Below are 19,402 nucleotides of genomic sequence, written 5' to 3' on the forward strand. Positions count from 1 at the left end.
TGTGATATGTGTAACAGTTTAAAACACTAGTAGAGCGCTTGCTCTTCTTGAACCACTTCTCGCAGCAGCTCAAGGAAAAGTTTATCTGCTTCAGAGTGCTCAGCCGAGTCTTCGGGTATATGCACGCTGGTAGTATCAGAGATTTCATTCGCAATGCGAGCCATTACCGCTGGGCTATTGCCTTCGGTTAGCTCCTGGCGTGCAATCGCAAGCGACTGTTCGAGAATTTTTGGGTCTTGTAGCAACTTGCGAATGAAGCCGCGTAGTTCATTGATAATACGTGTTTTTTGAATTTCTGAAGCGGACATTAGGGGTCTCCTTAAGACCACGCTTGGCGAAAACGCCAAGCGAGACCAATCAATAGTTTGACCATAGCACTTTTTTAACGGCTGAGCATGCTCTGCCTACCCGTTTGGCGTCAGTAAGTTAGCCAGGGCTATAGGCTTAAACGTCCTGCTTTGTGCTTCACTGGATTGGCATATTGCTCTAGCCAATAGGGCTGAAGCGCTTTTGGAACGCTAGCCAGTTTTGCTTTGAAACGCTCTCTATCTTGGCGTGTAATTGCCTTCCGAGCTACCAGTTCAGGGGCTTCGCCCAGTGCTTCTAAGGCGAGATAATGGCTTGGAAACAGGCGGTAGCCACCGATGACCTGGCGATCAATTTCTGCTGCGACTTCATCAGGTGTCGCCATGTCAGACCCTACTGGGCTTCCAAAGCGTAGCTGGACTCTGCCTTTTGAGCCGGTGATTCCAGACACAATAGAACGGATATCCTCAAACTCACTTTTGGCATAACTACCTTGAGTGGCAATGTCGTGCAGTTCTTGAGCTTTCTGCAGGTCGCAAGGATCATACTCATAGCTGATGGAGACGGGCACCAGCTTGAGCTCGGCAATGGCGTCGCCAAATACCATGTCACGCTCTGCGTGGCGTCTGGCCATCGTTAGCATTTTGATGATGGCTGGATCCGTTTTATCAATACCGCTTTTTGCACGTCCTTCACGCTGAGCCATCCAGATAGAGTGTTGATCAAGGGTGATTGAGTGGCGTATGTAAGCAGAAAGCTGCTGATAAGCTGCCAGCATGGCTCGTTTACCACGGGCGCTACGCGGGACGATAAAGCTCTTGTTTAAGCGCATTAAATCTGTGACGTATGGCTTTTTCAGCAGATTGTCGCCAATCGCGATTCGCACCGTATCGCGGTCAGCCTGATACAACGCGTAGTTGACAAACGCGGGATCCAGCGAAATATCGCGGTGGTTGCCGATAAACAGGTAGGCGCTATCATCGTCCAGCTTATCAAGCCCACTGACTTCAAAGGCGTCTGTGGTGGTGCGAATCATGCGCTCCATGTAATGTGCGATGCGCATTTGAAAATCGCGAACAGTAGTCACGTCTTTCACTTCGCGTCGAATGGCATGACCAGCGAGCGCACGGGCAATAGGGGGAGCCCACTTGGCCATGCGCGGCAACCTGAAGCGAGTCAGAGCGTCTAAAAGCTCGCTGTCATGAGACAAGCGTTTAAGGACGTCAGACACCTCGTGATCCATGTAAGGGCGAATATCTGCCCAAGGGTCGTTGGCAGTGTCAGCGTTGGGTGCGTTATTGTGTTGAGTCATGCGATCCGTTGGATATAAGCAAAAAAATCGGTTCACAGCAGCAAAACTCTGAGAGTTAGGTTCCTTGCTGCGCTGCGGGTTCCCGCTGAGCTTCACCGCCTAGCCACTCTAGCAAGCGGGTGATGTCATCGGATAGCGCTTGTGCCATCAAAATAAAGTCCGTTTCCAGGCGTGCAAGCGCATCATCACCGTCATCTGCATGGTCGGCTTCTTCAATTAAGGCGTCACCAAAACGCAATGATTTAAGCGCCAAATCATCGTGGAGCACAAAGCTTAAGCGGCCTTCTAGGCTAACGGCGAGTTTGCTAGCCTGGCGCCCGCTCTCAAGCAATTGCTGAATCTCGTCGCTGTCCAGGTCAACTTGGCGGGCGCGTAACACGCCGTCATCACCTTTTGCTTTTAACTCGACTTGATCGCCTAGCTGTAGGTCGGTGGGGCGGCTGGCTGGATCGCCAAGCCATGTCGTCATGGCGCGAATAGGCAGCGTTTGAGTGGCCAATGGTGTGGCTTTTAAGCTACCTAGCGTTTCACGCAACAGGTCAAGTATATCTTCTGCCCGTGTGCGGGAACTGGCGTTTATGCCGATGAGCTGGCGACGGGTGTCCCACCACAGATCAACTTTCTGGCTGCGCACAAATGCGCGTGGCATCAGCTCTTCAGTGACTTGCTCTTTTAGCGCTGTTTTTTCTTTACGAGTTACTTTGCGACCCTCGCTGGCTTCAATGTCAGCGACTTTGTCATCGACTTCCTCTTTAATCACTGACGCTGGTAGTAAGCGTTCTTGGCGCAGTGCAGATAGAAGCCTGTGGCCCTGGATCTCATGTAACCGCTGTCCACTACCTAAGCGTCCCGCTGGGGCAGTCCATCCTAAACGGCGTGCATCTGCATTGCCCAGCGGCTTTGCTGCATGCTCGTCTAGCGCATTCGTTAATGTGTGAGCATCTAGCTCAGGCGCGCCATGGAGGCGATATAGATGTAGGTGCTTAAACCACATGTCACCAATCCTATTCAAAAGGTGGCACATTATGGCGAAACCAAGCCTTTCCTACCAGCGTATTAGGGTTATGCTAAATGTTGCATGAGTTTTAAACTTGTGTTTGATTCCTTCTTTGAAATACTGCTTAACAAATTGACAAATAAAGAGGTGGGTATGTCTGAATCAATTTCCAGTGTGGCGCTGCGAGTGCGTGGTTATCATTTAGATGGCTACGGGCATGTGAATAACGCACGTTACCTAGAATTCATGGAAGAGGGCCGCTGGGCATTTTTTGATGAGCAATCGCGCTTGATCAATCAGCTTAAGCAATCTGGGAAAGCATTTGTGGTCGTTAATTTAAATATTGATTATCGCGCGGCCGCGGTTCAAGGCGATGATCTGAAAGTTTTGACCGGCATGATAGAAGTGGGCGAGCGAAGCGCCATTTGCCACCACCGAATTGTGAGGGAAGATGGCGTGCTGGTTGCCCAGGCAGATCTAACCTTTGTGCTGCTAGATTTACAGGCAAATAAAGCAGCTCCTATTGAAGGCGATGTGCGTGTGGCATTAACAGAGCTCCTGGTTGGCAAAGAGGCTTTTTCAGCGTAAATCGCAATGGCGGCCTCACTGACTGCCCTTGGTGCTTATGCAGTGGTATGATGGCGTTGTATCTGCGCGCCGCCTTGTGGTGATATTAAGGGCGGTATTTTAAGCGCTTTCAACTCTCGCAGTGCCAATGCAGTGCAAAGGATCTGACTTTCATGGGTGACATCGCCAGAGAAATCTTGCCCGTCAATATTGAAGACGAGCTCAAACAGTCGTACCTCGACTATGCGATGAGTGTCATTATCGGTCGCGCGCTCCCTGATGTGCGTGACGGCCTCAAACCAGTTCACAGGCGTGTGCTTTTTGCCATGCACGAGCTGGGCAATGACTGGAATAAACCGTACAAGAAGTCGGCGCGTGTCGTCGGCGATGTCATCGGTAAATACCACCCGCATGGTGATAGTGCGGTTTATGACACCATTGTTCGTATGGCTCAGCACTTTTCCATGCGCCACGTGCTGGTGGATGGTCAAGGTAACTTTGGCTCGATCGACGGCGATAACGCGGCTGCCATGCGTTATACCGAGGTGCGCATGGCGCGCCTTGCCCACGAGCTGCTGGCTGACCTGGAAAAAGATACGGTCGACTGGGTCGATAACTACGACGGTACCGAGCGTATTCCAGCAGTGCTGCCGACCAAAGTGCCGAACCTGTTAATCAACGGGTCGTCGGGCATCGCGGTAGGTATGGCGACTAATATCCCGCCTCACAACATGCGCGAAGTCATCGCCGGTTGTCTTGCGCTTATTGACGATTATACGCTCACCGTCGATGACCTGATGGAGTATATCCCAGGGCCTGATTTTCCGACGGGCGGCATTATTAACGGCCGTGCGGGGATACTTGATGCGTACCGCACAGGGCGTGGGCGGATTTATGTGCGCGCCTGCCATACCATTGAGCATGATGATAAGAGTGGTCGTGACCATATCATCATCACTGAACTGCCATATCAGGTGAATAAAGCGCGGCTGATTGAAAAAATCGCTGAGCTGGTCAAAGAGAAAAAAATCGAAGGCATTGCCGAGCTTCGCGATGAGTCAGATAAAGATGGTCTACGCGTCGTTATCGAGATCAAGCGCGGCGAGTCTGGTGATGTGGTCGTTAATAACTTGTTTGCTCAAACACAGCTACAAAATGTGTTTGGCATCAACATGGTCGCGTTGGAAAACGGTCAGCCCCGCACTCTGAACCTCAAAGAGATGCTTGAGGCGTTTATTCGCCACCGCCGTGAAGTGGTTACTCGGCGCACCTTGTATGAATTGAAAAAGGCGCGTGAGCGTGGTCATTTATTGGAAGGCTTGGCAGTTGCCATCTCCAATATTGATGAAGTTATTGAGCTTATTAAGGCATCTCCAAATGCCGCAGAAGCACGCGAAAAGCTGCTCGCAAAAACGTGGCAACCTGGTCAGGTAACCGCCATGCTGGAGCGTGCAGGGGCGACATCGTGCAAGCCGGAAGAGCTGGGTGAAGGCTTTGGCCTAAATACTGCGGCGACAGAATATCGGCTTTCGCCGGCTCAGGCTCAAGCGATTCTGGAGCTTCGTCTGCACCGCTTAACAGGGCTTGAAACCGAAAAGCTGCTGGATGAATACCTCTCGATCCTTGAAAAAATTGCTGAATTCTCTGAAATTCTGGCCTCTCCCGATCGTTTGATGGAAGTGATCCGAGAAGAGCTGCACGCTGTGCGTGACCAGTTTGCCGATGATCGCCGCACGGAAATTCAGGCTAGCCACCTTGACCTGTCGATTGAAGATTTGATCGCAGAAGAAGACATGGTGGTCACGGTATCCCGCTCTGGTTACGCCAAGACTCAGCCGCTATCTGATTATCAAGCTCAGCGTCGCGGTGGCCGTGGTAAGTCAGCAACCGCGATGAAAGATGAGGATGTTATTGAGCATTTGCTGGTGGCATCGACCCATGACACCGTGCTGCTGTTTTCTAATCGTGGCAAGGTTTACTGGCTGAAAGTGTATGAAATGCCCAATGCCAGCCGTGGCTCTCGCGGTAAGCCATTAGTGAATATGCTGCCTCTGGAAGAGGGTGAAGCGGTTAACGCCATTTTGCCGGTACGTGATTACGATCCAGAGCACTACATCTTCTTCGCTACTGCAAAAGGTACGGTCAAGCGTACCAGTCTTGAGCAGTTCTCCCGCCCGCGTAGCGTTGGCTTGATTGCTATTGATCTGGAAGAGGGCGATCGCTTGGTGGGGGCTGCCATTACGTCGGGCACTGATCACGCCATGCTGCTCTCTTCTAACGGTAAAGCGATCCGCTTTGAAGAAGGCAATGTGCGCGCCATGGGCCGCACCGCTCGCGGTGTACGCGGTATGCGCCTGGCGGGTGAAGCTGAAGTCATTAGCTTGATCATACCGAAGAGCCAGCAAATCGACGCAGAAGATGACAGCGAAGCAGAAGTTGATACGCAGGCTGTCGCAGCAGAAAATGCTCAAGCGGAAGGTCAGATCTATATTCTCACGGCAAGTGAGAATGGCTACGGTAAGCGTACGCGCCTGGAGGAGTTCCCGCTACGCGGTCGAGGTGGGCAGGGTGTCATTGCGATGCAAACCAGTGAGCGTAATGGTTCCCTGGTAGCAGCAATGCAGGTCTATGACAGTGACGAAATGATGCTGATCACTGATCGCGGTACCTTGGTTCGTACTCGGGTTGAAGAGGTGTCGACGACATCGCGTAATACCCAGGGCGTTATGCTGATTCGCTTGGGTAAAGAAGAGAAGTTAGTCAAAACTGTCCGTGTGGATGAGCCTGCAGAAACAGACGTTTTTGAGTCAGATGCTTCAGAAGCAGATGCACTTGAATCAGGCGAGCAAGGCAACACTGACGATGGCGCACAGGAACCGGGAACCGATGACACGTCATTATAACTTTTGTGCAGGGCCTGCGGCCCTGCCTGTCGCAGTACTAGAGCGCGCACGTAATGAGCTGCTGGATTACCAAGGGCGCGGTCTGTCGGTGATGGAGATGAGTCACCGCAGCGATGAATTTGTTGCGATTGCTGAGCGTGCTGAGGCCGACCTGCGTGATCTGCTGGGTATCCCCAGTCATTACAAAGTGCTTTTCTTGCAGGGTGGGGCCAGCATGCAGTTTGCAATGCTGCCCATGAACTTGCTTGGGCAGGGTGGTAGTGCCAACTTCATCCAGACGGGCATCTGGGGTAAAAAAGCCATCAGTGAGGCTAAACGGCTAGGGTTTAACTGCCACTTGGCGGCGAGTAGTGAGGCTAACGGTCATACGGCGGTGCCTAATGAAGATGTGCTGTCGATAAGCAGCGATGCCGCCTACTTGCATTACACCTCAAATGAAACCATTGGTGGTCTTGAGTTTGACTATACGCCAAAGGTTCAGCGTGCTGATGGAGCACGTGTGCCGCTGGTTTGTGATATGTCATCAAACATTCTATCCGGCCCTATTGATGTCACGCAGTTTGGGGTGATTTATGCGGGTGCGCAAAAGAATATCGGACCGGCTGGCTTAACGTTGGTCGCTGTTCGTGAAGACTTGCTTGGCAACGCGCCAGGCAATATTCCGTCGCTATTTGACTATCAAATGCTTGCGGACGCAGGTTCTATGGTAAATACGCCGCCTACCTTTGCATGGTACTTGGCAGGCCTTGTTTTCCAGTGGTTAAAAGATGATATCGGCGGCTTAGAGGCGATGGATGCTATTAACCAGCGCAAAGCGGAGAAGCTTTACGCTGCTATCGATGCCAGTGATTTTTACACTAACCCGATTGTTGGTCGTAACCGCTCTCGTATGAACGTTCCGTTTGTGCTAGCCGATGCCAGTTTAGACAGTGCGTTCTTACAAGAAGCTGATGAAGCGGGGCTTCTTAACCTAAAGGGGCATCGTAGTGTTGGTGGTATGCGCGCAAGTTTATATAACGCGGTGCCTGAAGAGGCTGTTGATGCGTTAATCGCCTTTATGGCGGATTTTGAACAACGAAGAGGCTAACCATCATGTCCGATACGCCGATTAATTTAGACGACTTACGTCAACGTATCGACCAGTTGGATGGCGATATTCTGCGCTTGATTAGTGAGCGCGCCAACTGCGCCCAGCAGGTGGCACACGTTAAGCTTGCTCAAGATAAAGACGCTGTGTTCTATCGCCCTGAGCGAGAAGCGCAGGTATTGCGCCGTATCATGTCGTTAAACCAAGGCCCGTTAGATTCTGAGGAGATGGCTAGGCTGTTTCGCGAGATCATGTCGGCATGTTTAGCGCTAGAGCAGCCGGTCAAAGTTGCCTATTTAGGTCCTGAAGGCACCTTTACCCAGCAAGCAGCGCTTAAGCACTTTGGTGAGAGTGCCGTTAGCATGCCCATGGCGGCGATTGATGAAGTGTTTCGTGAAGTCGAGGCTGGTGCTGTTCATTACGGTGTTGTGCCAGTAGAAAACTCCACTGAAGGGGTGGTAAACCATACGCTCGACACCTTCATGGATTCCTCGATCAGAATTTGCGGTGAAGTCGTTTTGCGTATTCATCACCACCTTCTGATTAGTGAAACGACGCGTCGCGATAAAGTATCTCGGGTTTATTCCCACCCGCAATCGTTCGGCCAATGCCGCAAATGGCTAGATGCTCACTATCCGCATGCGGAACGGGTTCCTGTTTCTTCCAATGCAGAGGCTGCCAAGCTAGTAAAAACCGAATGGCATAGCGCAGCCATTGCAGGTGATATGGCGGCCAAGCTATACGGCTTAGAGCGAATAGCCGATAAGATTGAAGACCGCCCCGACAACTCCACGCGTTTCTTAATCATTGGCAACCAGGATGTGCCGATGTCGGGGGACGATAAAACGTCGATTGTCGTGGCTATGCGCAACCAGCCAGGTGCGCTGCATGATCTGCTGGAGCCTTTCCATAGGCACCGCATTGATTTGACCCGCATTGAAACGCGCCCTTCGCGTACTGGTGTATGGAACTACGTTTTCTTTATTGATTTCAAAGGCCACCGCGATGAACCTGAAGTGGCGGCTGTGCTTGAAGAGATTAAGTTGCGCGCTTCTGAGCTGCGTGTGCTTGGTTCCTACCCCTTGGGCGTGCTGTGACGGGGCTTGATGTGCATGAGTTAGCGTCAACTATCGAAGCAGGGACAACTGTCGAAACTAGGCCAGTATGCCATGAGTCGCGTTTGCTTATTGTCGGGTTAGGCTTGATCGGCGGGTCTCTAGCCGCAGCGCTGCGTGCTTCAGGCTTTAAAGGGACTATCTCAGCCTGCGATCCCAGTGCGTCGGAAATAGCGCTGGGGATTGAAAAGGGGCTGATAGATACTGGCGGTTCAGAACTAGCTGAGCTGATTGACGAGGTCTCCATGGTGGTGCTGGCGGTGCCGGTTTTAGCTATGGAAAGCGTAATGGCTAACCTGGCGGGAGAGCTTCACCGTGCGTCTGAACATGTGGTGATTACCGACGTAGGGAGTACAAAAGCAACGATTCGTAACTGTGCGGTGCGCACCTTTGGCGAGATGCCTCCATCAATGGTTCTTGGCCACCCTATTGCGGGTTCTGAAAAAAGTGGTGTTGCAGCGGCTAATCCGTCGCTATACATCAATCACAAAGTGATTCTTACCCCTGAGCCCGACACAGATGCAGAGGCGCTTTCTCGGGTTGAAACGCTTTGGGCTGCCGCTGGGGCTGACGTTCTTCAAATGAGCGTTGAGCGGCATGATCAAGTGTTGGCACGTACCAGCCATTTGCCGCATTTGCTGGCATTTTCGTTGGTCGATACGCTGGCACGCCAAGATGAGCGATTAGATATCTTTCGCTATGCAGCCGGTGGGTTTCGTGACTTTACCCGAATTGCTGGCAGCGACCCTGTGATGTGGCGCGATATCTTTATTGCTAATCGTGAGGCTGTACTGTCGTCTTTGGATGATTTTGAGGCTGGTCTTGCACGGCTTCGGCAGGCCGTGGAGATCGGGGATAGTGATGCCTTGATTGCTACGTTTGATCGTGCCAGCCATGCGCGCCACTACTTTGATACCTTATTGAATAAAACCAGTTACCAGGCGGAATATCATATGCAACCACACGGTAAAGTGACTTATCGGGTGCAGCCAGGCGGCCAGGCACAAGGTCGTCTACGTGTGCCAGGCGATAAATCAATGTCCCATCGTTCTATTATGCTGGGTGCCTTGGCTGAGGGGGTTACTGAAGTTAAAGGATTTTTAGAGGGTGAAGACAGCCTCGCAACACTTCAAGCCTTCCGTGAAATGGGCGTGGCAATAGAAGGACCACAACAAGGTCGCGTCACTATTCACGGTGTGGGTATGCAAGGTTTGAAAGCGCCTTCTGGTCCGCTTTATGTAGGAAACTCAGGCACCGCCATGCGTTTATTTGCTGGCTTATTAGCAGGTCAAGCGTTTGATAGTGAGCTAACCGGTGATGAGTCGTTAACCAAGCGGCCAATGGGGCGTGTAGCGGATCCGCTGCGTTTGATGGGGGCGACTATCGACACCGCTGAAGGTGGCCGTCCGCCGCTTAAAATTAAAGGCGGCGCTGCGTTGAAGGGCATTGACTACGATATGCCTATGGCCAGTGCGCAAGTAAAATCTTGCTTGCTGTTAGCAGGTCTATACGCAGAAGGCGAAACTCGCGTGCGTGAGCCTGCACCTACTCGCGATCATACTGAACGTATGCTTAACGGCTTTGGCTATAATGTTTTGCGCGAGGGCGATACCTGCTGGTTGCAAGGCGGTGGAAAATTGACGGCGGGGCCAATTGATGTCCCTTCGGATATTTCTTCTGCGACGTTCTTTTTAGTAGCCGCGGCTATTACTCCAGGCGCTGATATTACCCTTGAGCACGTAGGTATCAACCCTACACGCATTGGCGTCATTAATATTCTCAGCCTAATGGGTGCCGACTTAACGCTCGACAATGAGCATGAAGTTGGTGGTGAGCCGGTGGCTGATATTCGTATTCGTTATGCGCCGTTAAAAGGTATTGATATTCCTGTGGATCAGGTGCCGCTGGCGATTGATGAGTTTCCTGCGCTGTTTATTGCTGCTGCAAATGCGCAAGGCAAAACGCGCCTGCGCGGTGCGGAAGAGTTGCGCGTTAAAGAGTCTGATCGAATTCAGGCGATGGCAGATGGCTTAGCTATTTTGGGTGTTGAGCACACGGTGGTAGCCGATGGAATTGATATCGTCGGTAACGGTGATCAAGCCGTGCCTAGCTATGGTGGTGGCCGTATTGACAGCCTAGGTGATCACCGTATTGCCATGGCGTTTGCGATTGCCTCATTGCGTGCAGGTGGCGAAATCATTATTGACGACTGCGCCAATGTGGCGACTTCCTTCCCAGATTTTGTGGCACTCGCCCAACGTATTGGTATGAACGTTAGTGTGGAGGAAGCCAGTGGCCGCTGATATCCCCATTCTAACCATCGACGGTCCCGGTGGTGCAGGCAAGGGTACCATTAGCAACTTGATTGCAGAGCGTACAGGCTGGCACTTGCTAGACAGTGGTGCACTGTATCGGCTTACCGCGCATGCGGCATTAAAGCACGCTATTGCCTTAGACAATGAGGCATCACTTGCCCAGCTTGCTGCTCGGCTTGATGTTGCTTTTCCTGTGACGGATGGTCAGTCTCAGACGCTGTTAGAGGGCGAGGACGTGTCTCGTGCTATACGTACTGAGCAAGCAGGGGAGCGTGCTTCCCGTGTGGCGGCATTGCCGAGCGTCCGCCAAGCGCTGTTGCAGCGGCAGCGTGATTTTTATCAGGCACCAGGTTTAGTGGCAGATGGGCGTGATATGGGAACCGTTGTCTTTACAGAGGCTCCGCTGAAGATTTTCTTGACCGCAAGTGCAGACGAACGGGCTCGCAGGCGGCATCTTCAGTTGCAGGAAGCTGGGGTAGATGCTAGTCTTTCGAGTCTTTTGAAGGAGATTCAGGCACGCGATGCACGCGACACGCAGCGCAGTGTGGCTCCTCTCAAGCCGGCAGACGATGCCATAGTGCTTGATACCACGCGCCTGAGCATACCGGAAGTGGTTGATCGGTTGACCGAACTGCTTGCCCAGCGTGGCATGTACAGCGGCATTTGATTCTCCCTTGCGGCGTTTTTGGAAAGGTGTCACGACGTGGCAGGGCGATAACTCCATATCCGAGAGCCCGGTCAGGTCTAACCAGCGCTAACACCTCCAGAAGCAGAATGACATTAGGCCCGTACTCGCTGGTGGTACGGAGAAGGCATTTATGCCTCAACAACGTTGATCACGTAGGAAAACCATGAGCGAAAGCTTTGCTGAACTGTTTGAACAGTCCCTTAACGACATCAATATGGAGCCAGGCGCTATTGTCGCGGCTCAGGTTGTCGACATTGATGGTGATTGGGTCACCGTTAACGCTGGTCTGAAGTCTGAAGGTCAGATCCCTGCGTCACAATTCCGCGATGAAAATGGTGAGCTGAACATCGCTATCGGTGACGACGTTCATGTTGCACTTGAAGCTGTTGAAGATGGCTTTGGTGAAACACGTCTGTCCCGTGAGAAAGCCAAGCGCGCAGAAGCTTGGAAGATTCTGGAAGCAGCCTTCGAGAAAGACGAAATCATCAAGGGCGTGATCAACGGTAAAGTCAAAGGCGGCTTCACTGTCGATGTCGACTCTATCCGTGCCTTCTTGCCGGGTTCTTTGGTCGACGTTCGTCCGGTTCGCGACACTGCGCACCTGGAGAACAAAGAGCTAGATTTCAAAGTTATCAAGCTTGATCCGAAGCGCAACAACGTTGTTGTATCGCGTCGTGCAGTGCTGGAAGCAGAAAACAGTGCTGAGCGTGAAGCGCTGCTGGCTACTCTGCAGGAAGGCCAGCAAATCAAAGGTATCGTTAAGAACCTGACTGATTACGGTGCCTTCGTTGATCTAGGCGGCGTTGATGGCTTGCTGCACATCACTGACATGGCGTGGAAGCGTATTAAGCATCCGTCAGAAATCGTTGCTGTTGGCGACGAGATCAATGTTAAAGTCCTGAAGTTTGACCGTGAGCGCAATCGCGTATCGCTGGGTCTCAAGCAGTTGGGCGAAGATCCGTGGGTCAACATCAAAGACCGTTACCCGGAAGGCACCAAGGTACACGCTGTCGTCACCAATCTGACCGATTACGGCTGCTTTGCGGAGCTGGAAGAGGGTGTTGAAGGTTTGGTTCACGTTTCAGAAATGGACTGGACTAACAAGAACATCCATCCGTCCAAAGTTGTCCAAGTGGGCGACGATGTTGACGTTATGGTTCTTGATATCGATGAAGAGCGTCGTCGTATTTCTCTGGGTATTAAGCAGTGCACTGCTAACCCGTGGGAGACATTCAACGCTGAATACAACAAGGGCGATCGCGTTTCAGGTACCATCAAGTCAATCACAGACTTTGGTATCTTTATCGGCCTTGAAGGCGGTATCGACGGCTTGGTACACCTGTCTGATATTTCTTGGACAGAAACGGGTGAAGAAGCCGTTCGTAGCTTCAAGAAAGGCGACGAAGCTGAAGCCGTTATCTTGTCAATCGACCCTGAGCGTGAGCGCATTTCCTTAGGTATCAAGCAAATGGATTCTGATCCTGTTGCTGAGTACCTGTCAGTTAATGACAAGGGAAGCATCGTTACTGGTCGTATTGTTGAAGTAGATGCCAAAGAAGCGCACGTTGAGCTAGCCACAGACGTAATTGCTATTCTTAAAGCATCTGAAATCAGTGCTGATCGTGTCGAAGATGCACGCAATGTGCTGAACGAAGGTGACAGTGTTGAAGCGCGTATCGTTAATGTCGATCGCAAGAGTCGTCAGATTAACCTGTCGATTAAAGCGAAAGAGCAGGATGATACTCGTCAGAACCTGAAAAAACTGCGTGAGCAAGAGCCAACAGAAGCGGGTGGCCCGACCACCATTGGTGATTTGATCAAGCAGCAAATGGGTCAAGACTAATTATTTGGTTTTTAGATCCTAAAAACGCCGCCCTCTTGGGCGGCGTTTTTTTTATGAGTTTGAATGAAACCAAAGCGAGTAGTATCGTTTGTTTCTAGTATGAAGATAGTTCTTACAGTAACCTCTTAGCTATAAAAATCGGTTAGTAATTAAGGTAAAATCAACTAGACTGTTGTCAGATAGCCCATTTGCAGCAATAATGTGTCCGCATCCTGAACTTATGCGTATTGAGTTGATCGATTGTATAGCTCGCGCGGTTAAACTTATTCTAAAAAGGAACTCCTATGTCGTTATTAAATGAGTATATCCAAAAGGAACAGCAGCTAAAGCAACTGCAAGAAGATTTGCAGCGCCTGGAAGGTGATCAGCGTTTGAAAAGCGAGCTGGAATTTAAGGCGAAGCTTGAAGCGCTAATGAATGAGTTTGGCAAGCGTCCGTCTGATGTGATCGCGCTACTGGATCCGGGCTCAGACCAGCGTGGTAACAAGGCGTCTGCCGGATCTTCTACGCGCCGTAAGCGTCGTCTTAAGATTTACAAAAACCCGCACACTGGCGAGGTTATCGAAACTCGTGGTGGCAATCATAAAGGCCTGCGTAGCTGGAAAGACGAGCATGGTGATGAAGCCGTCGAGTCTTGGCTAGAGCGCATGGAAGACTAAGATATTTTAACCGGCACTTCTGAATAGAAGTGCCGGTTTTGGTTTGATGATGAGGCTTGGATAGCTTAGGGCTTCAAGCTACGTAGTTAAGGGGATTCTTAACTCTAAATGATGCGCTAGCCATAATACTTGTGGCGCTTCACCGCTGATATGCAAGCGCTTTTTATTATTCAATAATGTTACCAGTGCTGCTGATAGCGCATAAGATAATTGTGAAAAATTATCGAAGTGTGTTTTAGCATAATAGTGTGAGGGTGTGTCTACCCGACGGTATGTGGCAGGAAGGGCTAAATGCGTGGCAGTATCTCTGTTACCCAGATAAAGTCCCAAATCAGTTCTGATGTGATTGAAGGCTGATTTTTCTGCTATCGCTTCCACTTTCTCTGTTAAAAGATCTGGTAGTATCATGATGGGTGTAGGCGCTTCCAGCTGCGCATGTAAGCATTCTAAGTGATTGGCGTGGTGCATGGTGCAGCCAAGGCCGCTAATTCGCTCAGGCGCTTTATAGAGCCGCATTAATACGGTATGTGTTGGTTGGCCCTTCTCTATCGTGGTTGTGAAGCATTTTACTGGTTTTTGCACGCGATGCATGCGTTTGACCGCTTGGCGATACTCTCTAGGAGTTAGCTGATAGCGCCGCTGAAACGCCCTTGAGAATGACGAGTGATTGATATATCCGCAGCGTAAAGCAATTTGCGCTATATTTTGTGGAGTGAGAGAAAGTAATACAGCGGCTCGCTCAAGACGCCTTTGTTCACGATAAGCGCTGGGCGAGATACTGAAGCAGTGACGAAACTGGCGTCGTACTTGTGACGCGGAGTATCCCAAGTGGTTGGCAAGGTCTTCGATCCCTAGCGGCTTATCGAGCGTGTCTTGCAGCCAGATCTCAGCGCGCGTCATTGCATTGAACATTATCTGGCCTCCTATGCTTGAGTCGTACAGGTTGTTACTCATCTCACCTGTCGTGCACCCTCTGAGTGCTTGCATGGTCGTCAACTGGTTGGCATTAATACTGTGATTGCCAACCAAGTAGGTAAGACGCTACGTAAGCGCCCTCAGGTTGATGCTTTGCTGGATGTTGATGCTTATGGCTGGCTGGTGTTGCTTCATGCGACAAGTCATTGCATCCCGCTTAATTAATGTAACCGCAGGTTATTGCTGCGCGGTGATGCCTTTATGCTGGCAAGTGAGGGCAAAGGCAAGTTTGCTCGATGGTTTTACTCGTTTGTGCACAGTTTTTTTAAAAAAAGGCCTGTTTTAATAGGCTTATCGCCCATTTCAAGTAAGGTGTAAATGAAACATCGATGAAATATCAAAAGGTTCAAAAACAGCTCGATGAGCGTGAGAAGCTGCGTAAGTTTCGTGAGCTAGATGATGCTTTCTCGCAGGCTCTGCGTCAGTTAGAAGACCCTAATAGCGATTTCGATATTCCAACGGGACCGCCGGTTCGTTCCATCGCAGCATTAGAAGCTGAAGATGAAGCAGTTCGCGCGCGAGAGCAAGATCGCGTATTTCATCAGCGCCTTAAAGCGCTAATCAGCGAATATGATGTGTCCGAACGTGACGTTAGCGACGTTATACAAACGCTGCTTGAATACAACCTTTGGGAACTTGATAAAACGCCAGCGATTACTGGCTGATTTGATAAGGGTCGCTTAGCGGTACCGAAAGATGCGCAAGCTGGGCAAAAAGGGTTCGTCTTCTAGTTTCTCGTCTCGACGTTTAGCCCTGGTGCGAGTAGTCGGGGGTGTATCTGAGGGTGCTTTGAGGTGAGGCAGCCGGCCTTCGTTTGCGGGGACTATGAGTGGCATTGCAATATTATGTGCCCGCCGTGTGTGACCATCAGCGAGCGGTTCAACAAAGAATAGATTAGCACGCATTAATGGCGCTTGGGTTTGTACCTGAGCCAAAACTTCATTGCTAGGAATGCCTGCCAATTTGTTTAGTTGAATGCGAACGTGGGGAGCATCGCTATCTAGCTGTAAAAGTTTATGCTCGGCTTCCTGAACGCTGACTCGTTTAATCGAGCGGCCGCTGCTATACCATGCGAGTCTCACTCTGGAGACAGGCGCTGGAGCGATAGGGATGTGTCGCCAACACTGTTTTAAATGCAGCCTTGCAAAGCCGCTTTTGCGCAACACTTCATTGAGAGATGGGTGACGACGCGGTAAGCGTGATTTAACGTCATTTAGTGCATTGGGCTCTGCTTGTTTGATACGCGTGAGTAAGTCACTAATATGTGATTTAGCATGGTTAATAGTGTGGAATTCATTTATCAATTCGTCATTAGCGGCGATGACCGCTATGTAGTTGCGCGTTTCTCGTCCGTCTTGACCCTGCTGATGCCACATATCTAACAGTGCTTCCCTTAGCCAAGAGGAATCGCCTGGCGCACGACAAAATCGCCAGGTAGGCGGATGACATGACTCATACAGTACGGCAGCCCGCTCAATGGTGGCCACTAACTGGTCAAATTGAGCATCGATTTCGTGCAGCAAGTGATAAATAGGCAGCGTGGCGTCAGTCATTGAAGGCGGGCTCTAAGGCTGTTAAAACAAGTGTCTATGCGAAAGAAATCAGCTAAGAAAGAGGCGCATCCCTATCGGCTTGAGCAAGCAGAGTATCTAGGTCTGCTTCGTCCATGGCGGATTCTCCCGAAATACGGTGAGACTCTTCAGCCCAAGCGCCTAAATCAAGTAGCTGACAGCGTTTACTACAAAAGGGCCGGAACGTACTGGCTGGCTCCCAAACAACTTGCTTGCCGCACTGTGGACAAGCAACTTCAAGCGGTGAATCATTAGCAGGCGTAGGCATGAAAAATTCCTGACGTTATAAGAGCATGGAGCGATAGCGTTAAGCGCACTCTGCACGATAATACTGATCTAGCTGAGCTACTTGGCGCATCATATCGGCATGGTCGCCACTGTTATCGATGATGTCGTCACCTCTAGCGAGGCGTTCCTGACGAGACAGTTGGGCGGCGAGGATAGCACGCACCTGGGTTTCACTCACGCCATCACGTGCAAGTGTGCGCGTTAGTTGGATTGTTTCTGGGACATCTACGACCAGCGTGCGGCTAACAAGCATGTCTTGCCCAGATTCGAACAGTAGTGGCGATACCAGCAAGACATAGGGTGACTGCTGTTGAAGGTTTTCAAGATGTGAAAGAAGTCGCTCACGCACCCGAGGGTGGGTGACGGACTCTAGCCACCGGCGTTGCTCAGGGGCTTCAAAAACGATCGTACGAAGCGCTGATCTGTTTAGCGTGCCGTCGGTATTTAATACCTCGGAACCAAAATGTTCTGCAATTTCTGTCAGTGCGGGTTCCCCAAGGGCAACCACTTCCCTGGCAACATCATCGGCATCTACCCAGCCAATGCCAAGCTCTTCAAACGTGCGAGCAACGGTGGACTTACCTGAGCCGATACCGCCTGTTAGCCCAATGATCATGGATACTCCCTAAAAGGTCGAATCACTACTGGCGTTTCGACTAATAAAGTAATGATGTATAGAGTGCCATTAACTCGTTGCCAACAAGTAAGCAAATCCAACCTGCCAGCGCAAGAAATGGGCCGAAGGGGAGAGGCTGCCCACGCAGGCGAGGAGACAGGGCTTGAGCCGCTACCCCGACAATGGCGCCAATCCCAGCAGATAAGAGAAGTAGCAGGGGTAAAAGGCTCCAGCCTACCCAAGCGCCAAGCGCTGCGAGTAATTTAAAATCCCCAAACCCCATGCCTTCTTTGCCGGTTATTAGCTTAAACATCCAGTAAAAGCTCCATAGCACAAGATAGCCCGCCATCGCGCCGATAACAGAGCTAGAAAGTAACAGTGGCTGGAAGAGCAGTTGATAAACGAAGCCAGCCCAAAGTAGTGGCAGTGTCAGTACATCCGGTAGCAAATAGGTGCGGAGATCGATGACTGCCAGGGCAAGCAAGGTTAAACAGGCGACATAAATAAACAGAGCACTTAATGTAGCGCCATGCAATACGACGACGACGACAGCAAGCAGCCCACCCATTAGCTCAACGATTGGGTACTGAGCGCTGATAGGCGTTTTGCAATGGGCGCATTTCCCCTTTCTTTTCAGCCAGCCCACCAGGGGCAAGTTGTCGTGCCAGGCAATGGAGTGTTCGCAGCGTGGGCACATGGATCCTGGTGTGGTTAGATTAAAGCGAGGTGACGGCTCTTCGGTTAATTCAAGAGAGGCGCGTGCTTCATTGCGCCAGCCGCGCATTAGCATGACAGGTAGTCGGGTGATAACCACGTTGAGAAAGCTACCTAAGCAGAGCCCTATTAATAGTGCGAAGAGATAAACAGAAATCAGCGGCAAACCCATGGTGCTCCTAGCGTTTATGTAAGTGTTTGAGAACGATCTATTTAAAGTGCAGTGCCAATCTCAAAGATAGGCAGATACATTGAGACCACAACGCCACCCACCAATGCGCCGAGTACAACAATAATAATGGGTTCCATCAGTGACGTCAGGGCGTCTACTTTATTATCAACTTCCTCTTCATAGTAGTCGGCAACTCGGTTCAGCATGGCATCCAGTGAGCCCGCTTCTTCGCCAATATTAATCATTTGCACGGCAAGTGCGGGAAACTGGTTGGTCATACGCATTGCGAAATGTAGCCGCTGTCCTGTTGTCACATCCTGGCGCACGTCGTTGATGGCTTGGCTATAAACACGGTTGTCTGCTGCTCCGGCTGCGGTTTCAAGGCCCTCAATCAATGGCACGCCAGAGGAGAAAGTGGTCGCTAAGGTGCGTGTAAACCGTGAAACCGCTGATTTATGCATAATGTCGCCTAGAATAGGTAGGTGAAGCATTAGGCTATCAAGTCGGTAAGCTACGCGCGAAGAGCGTCGTGCCGCGGATTTTAGAAGTATGAAACTGACGATTAGCGTGCTGAATGTTTGTAGCCAATATTTCTGGGCTATACCTGATAAGTTGACCGTGAGCTGGGTGAGAGCGGGCAGTTCAGCACCAAAGCCTTCGAACATGCTTTCAAACTCTGGCACAACTTTCACAAGCAGCAGCATGGTGACCGCAATGCCGATGGTCAACACGGAGGTGGGATACCATAGCGCTTTTTTAACGCGACTTTTCAGTGATTCAACTTTTTCTTTATAACTTGCGACGCGATCCAGCATTTGATCGAGCGCGCCAGCTTGTTCACCCGCGTTCACCAAATTAACAAATAGACGATCAAACTGCTTGGGATGCTTTGCTATCGCATGGGAAAGGCTGGCTCCAGAGGAAACGTCTTCCATGATTTGCCTGGTCAGCGCTACCATTGCAGGTTTCTTTATGCTATCCGAAATAGCCTGCAGTGCCTGAAGGATAGGGATGCCAGCTCGTACCATTGTCGCCATTTGCCGAGCAAACACCATTATGTCGACGTGGGTAACTTTACCTCCGCCATTAAGGCTGCTGCGTTTTTGAACTTTTGTTGCGATGATACGTTGCTTGGCTAGTTGTTCAACGATCTCGGGTTTGTTGCGTCCAATGAGCTCCCCCCGCATGGCTCGGCTCTGTAATCCCTTACCTTCCCATTTCCAGCGGTATAACGGGGCGGGTTTGTTACGGCGTGGTTTAGCGTTAGCCATCTC

The 19,402-nt window shown here is 50.8% G+C and carries 19 protein-coding genes; 10 read left to right on the forward strand and 9 right to left on the reverse strand.

Going from position 1 to position 19,402, the window contains the following annotated elements:
* Positions 1-26: 26 nt before the first annotated feature.
* The 3 genes from HZS79_RS02455 to HZS79_RS02465 all read right to left on the reverse strand — a co-directional run bounded on the left by HZS79_RS02455 (position 27) and on the right by HZS79_RS02465 (position 2,612).
* Positions 27-308 carry a hypothetical protein gene (locus HZS79_RS02455; protein WP_162217426.1) on the reverse strand — a complete coding sequence of 94 codons (282 nt, stop codon included), beginning with the start codon at positions 306-308 and terminating at the stop codon, positions 27-29.
* Between the two features lie 128 nt (positions 309-436).
* On the reverse strand, positions 437-1,618 hold the full coding sequence (locus HZS79_RS02460) for a 1-acyl-sn-glycerol-3-phosphate acyltransferase (RefSeq protein WP_179926956.1): 1,182 nt from the start codon (positions 1,616-1,618) through the stop codon (positions 437-439).
* A 55-nt stretch (positions 1,619-1,673) separates the two neighbouring features.
* On the reverse strand, positions 1,674-2,612 hold the full coding sequence (locus HZS79_RS02465; RefSeq protein WP_162217424.1) for a recombination-associated protein RdgC: 939 nt from the start codon (positions 2,610-2,612) through the stop codon (positions 1,674-1,676).
* Positions 2,613-2,768: 156 nt separating this feature from the next.
* Here HZS79_RS02465 and HZS79_RS02470 point away from each other — a divergent pair, with 156 nt between their 5' ends.
* The 8 genes from HZS79_RS02470 (at position 2,769) to HZS79_RS02505 (ending at position 13,792) form a co-directional block, all read left to right on the forward strand.
* A complete protein-coding gene (locus tag HZS79_RS02470; protein ID WP_162217423.1) occupies positions 2,769-3,203 on the forward strand; it encodes an acyl-CoA thioesterase in 435 nt (144 codons plus the stop codon).
* A gap of 152 nt (positions 3,204-3,355) precedes the next feature.
* On the forward strand, positions 3,356-6,085 hold the full coding sequence (gene gyrA / locus HZS79_RS02475) for a DNA gyrase subunit A (RefSeq protein ID WP_179926957.1): 2,730 nt from the start codon (positions 3,356-3,358) through the stop codon (positions 6,083-6,085).
* Complete coding sequence (gene serC, locus HZS79_RS02480; protein ID WP_179926958.1) at positions 6,069-7,172, forward strand: 3-phosphoserine/phosphohydroxythreonine transaminase; 1,104 nt, start codon at positions 6,069-6,071, stop codon at positions 7,170-7,172. The genes gyrA and serC overlap by 17 nt, the downstream gene beginning before the upstream one ends.
* A gap of 5 nt (positions 7,173-7,177) precedes the next feature.
* Positions 7,178-8,269, forward strand: coding sequence for a prephenate dehydratase (pheA, locus tag HZS79_RS02485; RefSeq protein ID WP_162217420.1), 1,092 nt, complete (start codon positions 7,178-7,180; stop codon positions 8,267-8,269).
* A gap of 11 nt (positions 8,270-8,280) precedes the next feature.
* Positions 8,281-10,590, forward strand: coding sequence for a bifunctional prephenate dehydrogenase/3-phosphoshikimate 1-carboxyvinyltransferase (locus tag HZS79_RS02490; protein ID WP_371829558.1), 2,310 nt, complete (start codon positions 8,281-8,283; stop codon positions 10,588-10,590).
* Positions 10,580-11,269: a (d)CMP kinase gene (cmk, locus tag HZS79_RS02495; RefSeq protein ID WP_179926959.1), complete on the forward strand. Its 690-nt coding sequence runs from the start codon at positions 10,580-10,582 to the stop codon at positions 11,267-11,269. Before HZS79_RS02490 ends, cmk begins: the two co-directional genes overlap by 11 nt.
* A gap of 184 nt (positions 11,270-11,453) precedes the next feature.
* Positions 11,454-13,133 carry a 30S ribosomal protein S1 gene (gene rpsA / locus HZS79_RS02500; protein WP_179926960.1) on the forward strand — a complete coding sequence of 560 codons (1,680 nt, stop codon included), beginning with the start codon at positions 11,454-11,456 and terminating at the stop codon, positions 13,131-13,133.
* A 284-nt stretch (positions 13,134-13,417) separates the two neighbouring features.
* Positions 13,418-13,792, forward strand: coding sequence for a histone-like nucleoid-structuring protein, MvaT/MvaU family (locus tag HZS79_RS02505; protein ID WP_162217417.1), 375 nt, complete (start codon positions 13,418-13,420; stop codon positions 13,790-13,792).
* 78 nt (positions 13,793-13,870) lie between these two features.
* On the opposite strand, the gene HZS79_RS02510 is transcribed toward HZS79_RS02505, so the two are convergent.
* Positions 13,871-14,704, reverse strand: a complete 834-nt coding sequence (locus HZS79_RS02510) for a helix-turn-helix transcriptional regulator (protein WP_162217454.1) — start codon at positions 14,702-14,704, stop codon at positions 13,871-13,873.
* Positions 14,705-14,773: 69 nt separating this feature from the next.
* Between HZS79_RS02510 and HZS79_RS02515 the strand changes: the two genes are divergently transcribed.
* Together HZS79_RS02515 and HZS79_RS02520 are read left to right on the forward strand one after the other, a co-directional pair.
* Positions 14,774-14,932 carry a hypothetical protein gene (locus tag HZS79_RS02515; protein ID WP_162217416.1) on the forward strand — a complete coding sequence of 53 codons (159 nt, stop codon included), beginning with the start codon at positions 14,774-14,776 and terminating at the stop codon, positions 14,930-14,932.
* Positions 14,933-15,096: 164 nt separating this feature from the next.
* Complete coding sequence (locus tag HZS79_RS02520) at positions 15,097-15,432, forward strand: hypothetical protein (RefSeq protein ID WP_179926961.1); 336 nt, start codon at positions 15,097-15,099, stop codon at positions 15,430-15,432.
* Between the two features lie 15 nt (positions 15,433-15,447).
* Here the strand turns inward: HZS79_RS02520 and HZS79_RS02525 are convergent, their stop codons facing one another.
* Genes HZS79_RS02525 through HZS79_RS02545 form a run of 5 tightly spaced genes read right to left on the reverse strand, consistent with a single transcriptional unit; the run spans position 15,448 to position 19,399 of the window.
* Complete coding sequence (locus HZS79_RS02525; RefSeq protein ID WP_162217414.1) at positions 15,448-16,320, reverse strand: DNA replication terminus site-binding protein; 873 nt, start codon at positions 16,318-16,320, stop codon at positions 15,448-15,450.
* A 52-nt stretch (positions 16,321-16,372) separates the two neighbouring features.
* On the reverse strand, positions 16,373-16,606 hold the full coding sequence (yacG, locus tag HZS79_RS02530) for a DNA gyrase inhibitor YacG (RefSeq protein WP_162217413.1): 234 nt from the start codon (positions 16,604-16,606) through the stop codon (positions 16,373-16,375).
* 39 nt (positions 16,607-16,645) lie between these two features.
* Complete coding sequence (gene coaE / locus HZS79_RS02535) at positions 16,646-17,242, reverse strand: dephospho-CoA kinase (RefSeq protein ID WP_162217412.1); 597 nt, start codon at positions 17,240-17,242, stop codon at positions 16,646-16,648.
* A 40-nt stretch (positions 17,243-17,282) separates the two neighbouring features.
* Positions 17,283-18,128 (reverse strand): prepilin peptidase, encoded by an 846-nt coding sequence (locus tag HZS79_RS02540; RefSeq protein WP_179926962.1) that lies wholly within the window; start codon positions 18,126-18,128, stop codon positions 17,283-17,285.
* Positions 18,129-18,169: 41 nt separating this feature from the next.
* A complete protein-coding gene (locus HZS79_RS02545; RefSeq protein ID WP_162217410.1) occupies positions 18,170-19,399 on the reverse strand; it encodes a type II secretion system F family protein in 1,230 nt (409 codons plus the stop codon).
* Positions 19,400-19,402 lie beyond the last annotated feature (3 nt).

The sequence above is a fragment of the Vreelandella zhaodongensis genome, assembly GCF_013415115.1.
Classification (GTDB): Bacteria; Pseudomonadota; Gammaproteobacteria; order Pseudomonadales; family Halomonadaceae; genus Vreelandella; species Vreelandella zhaodongensis.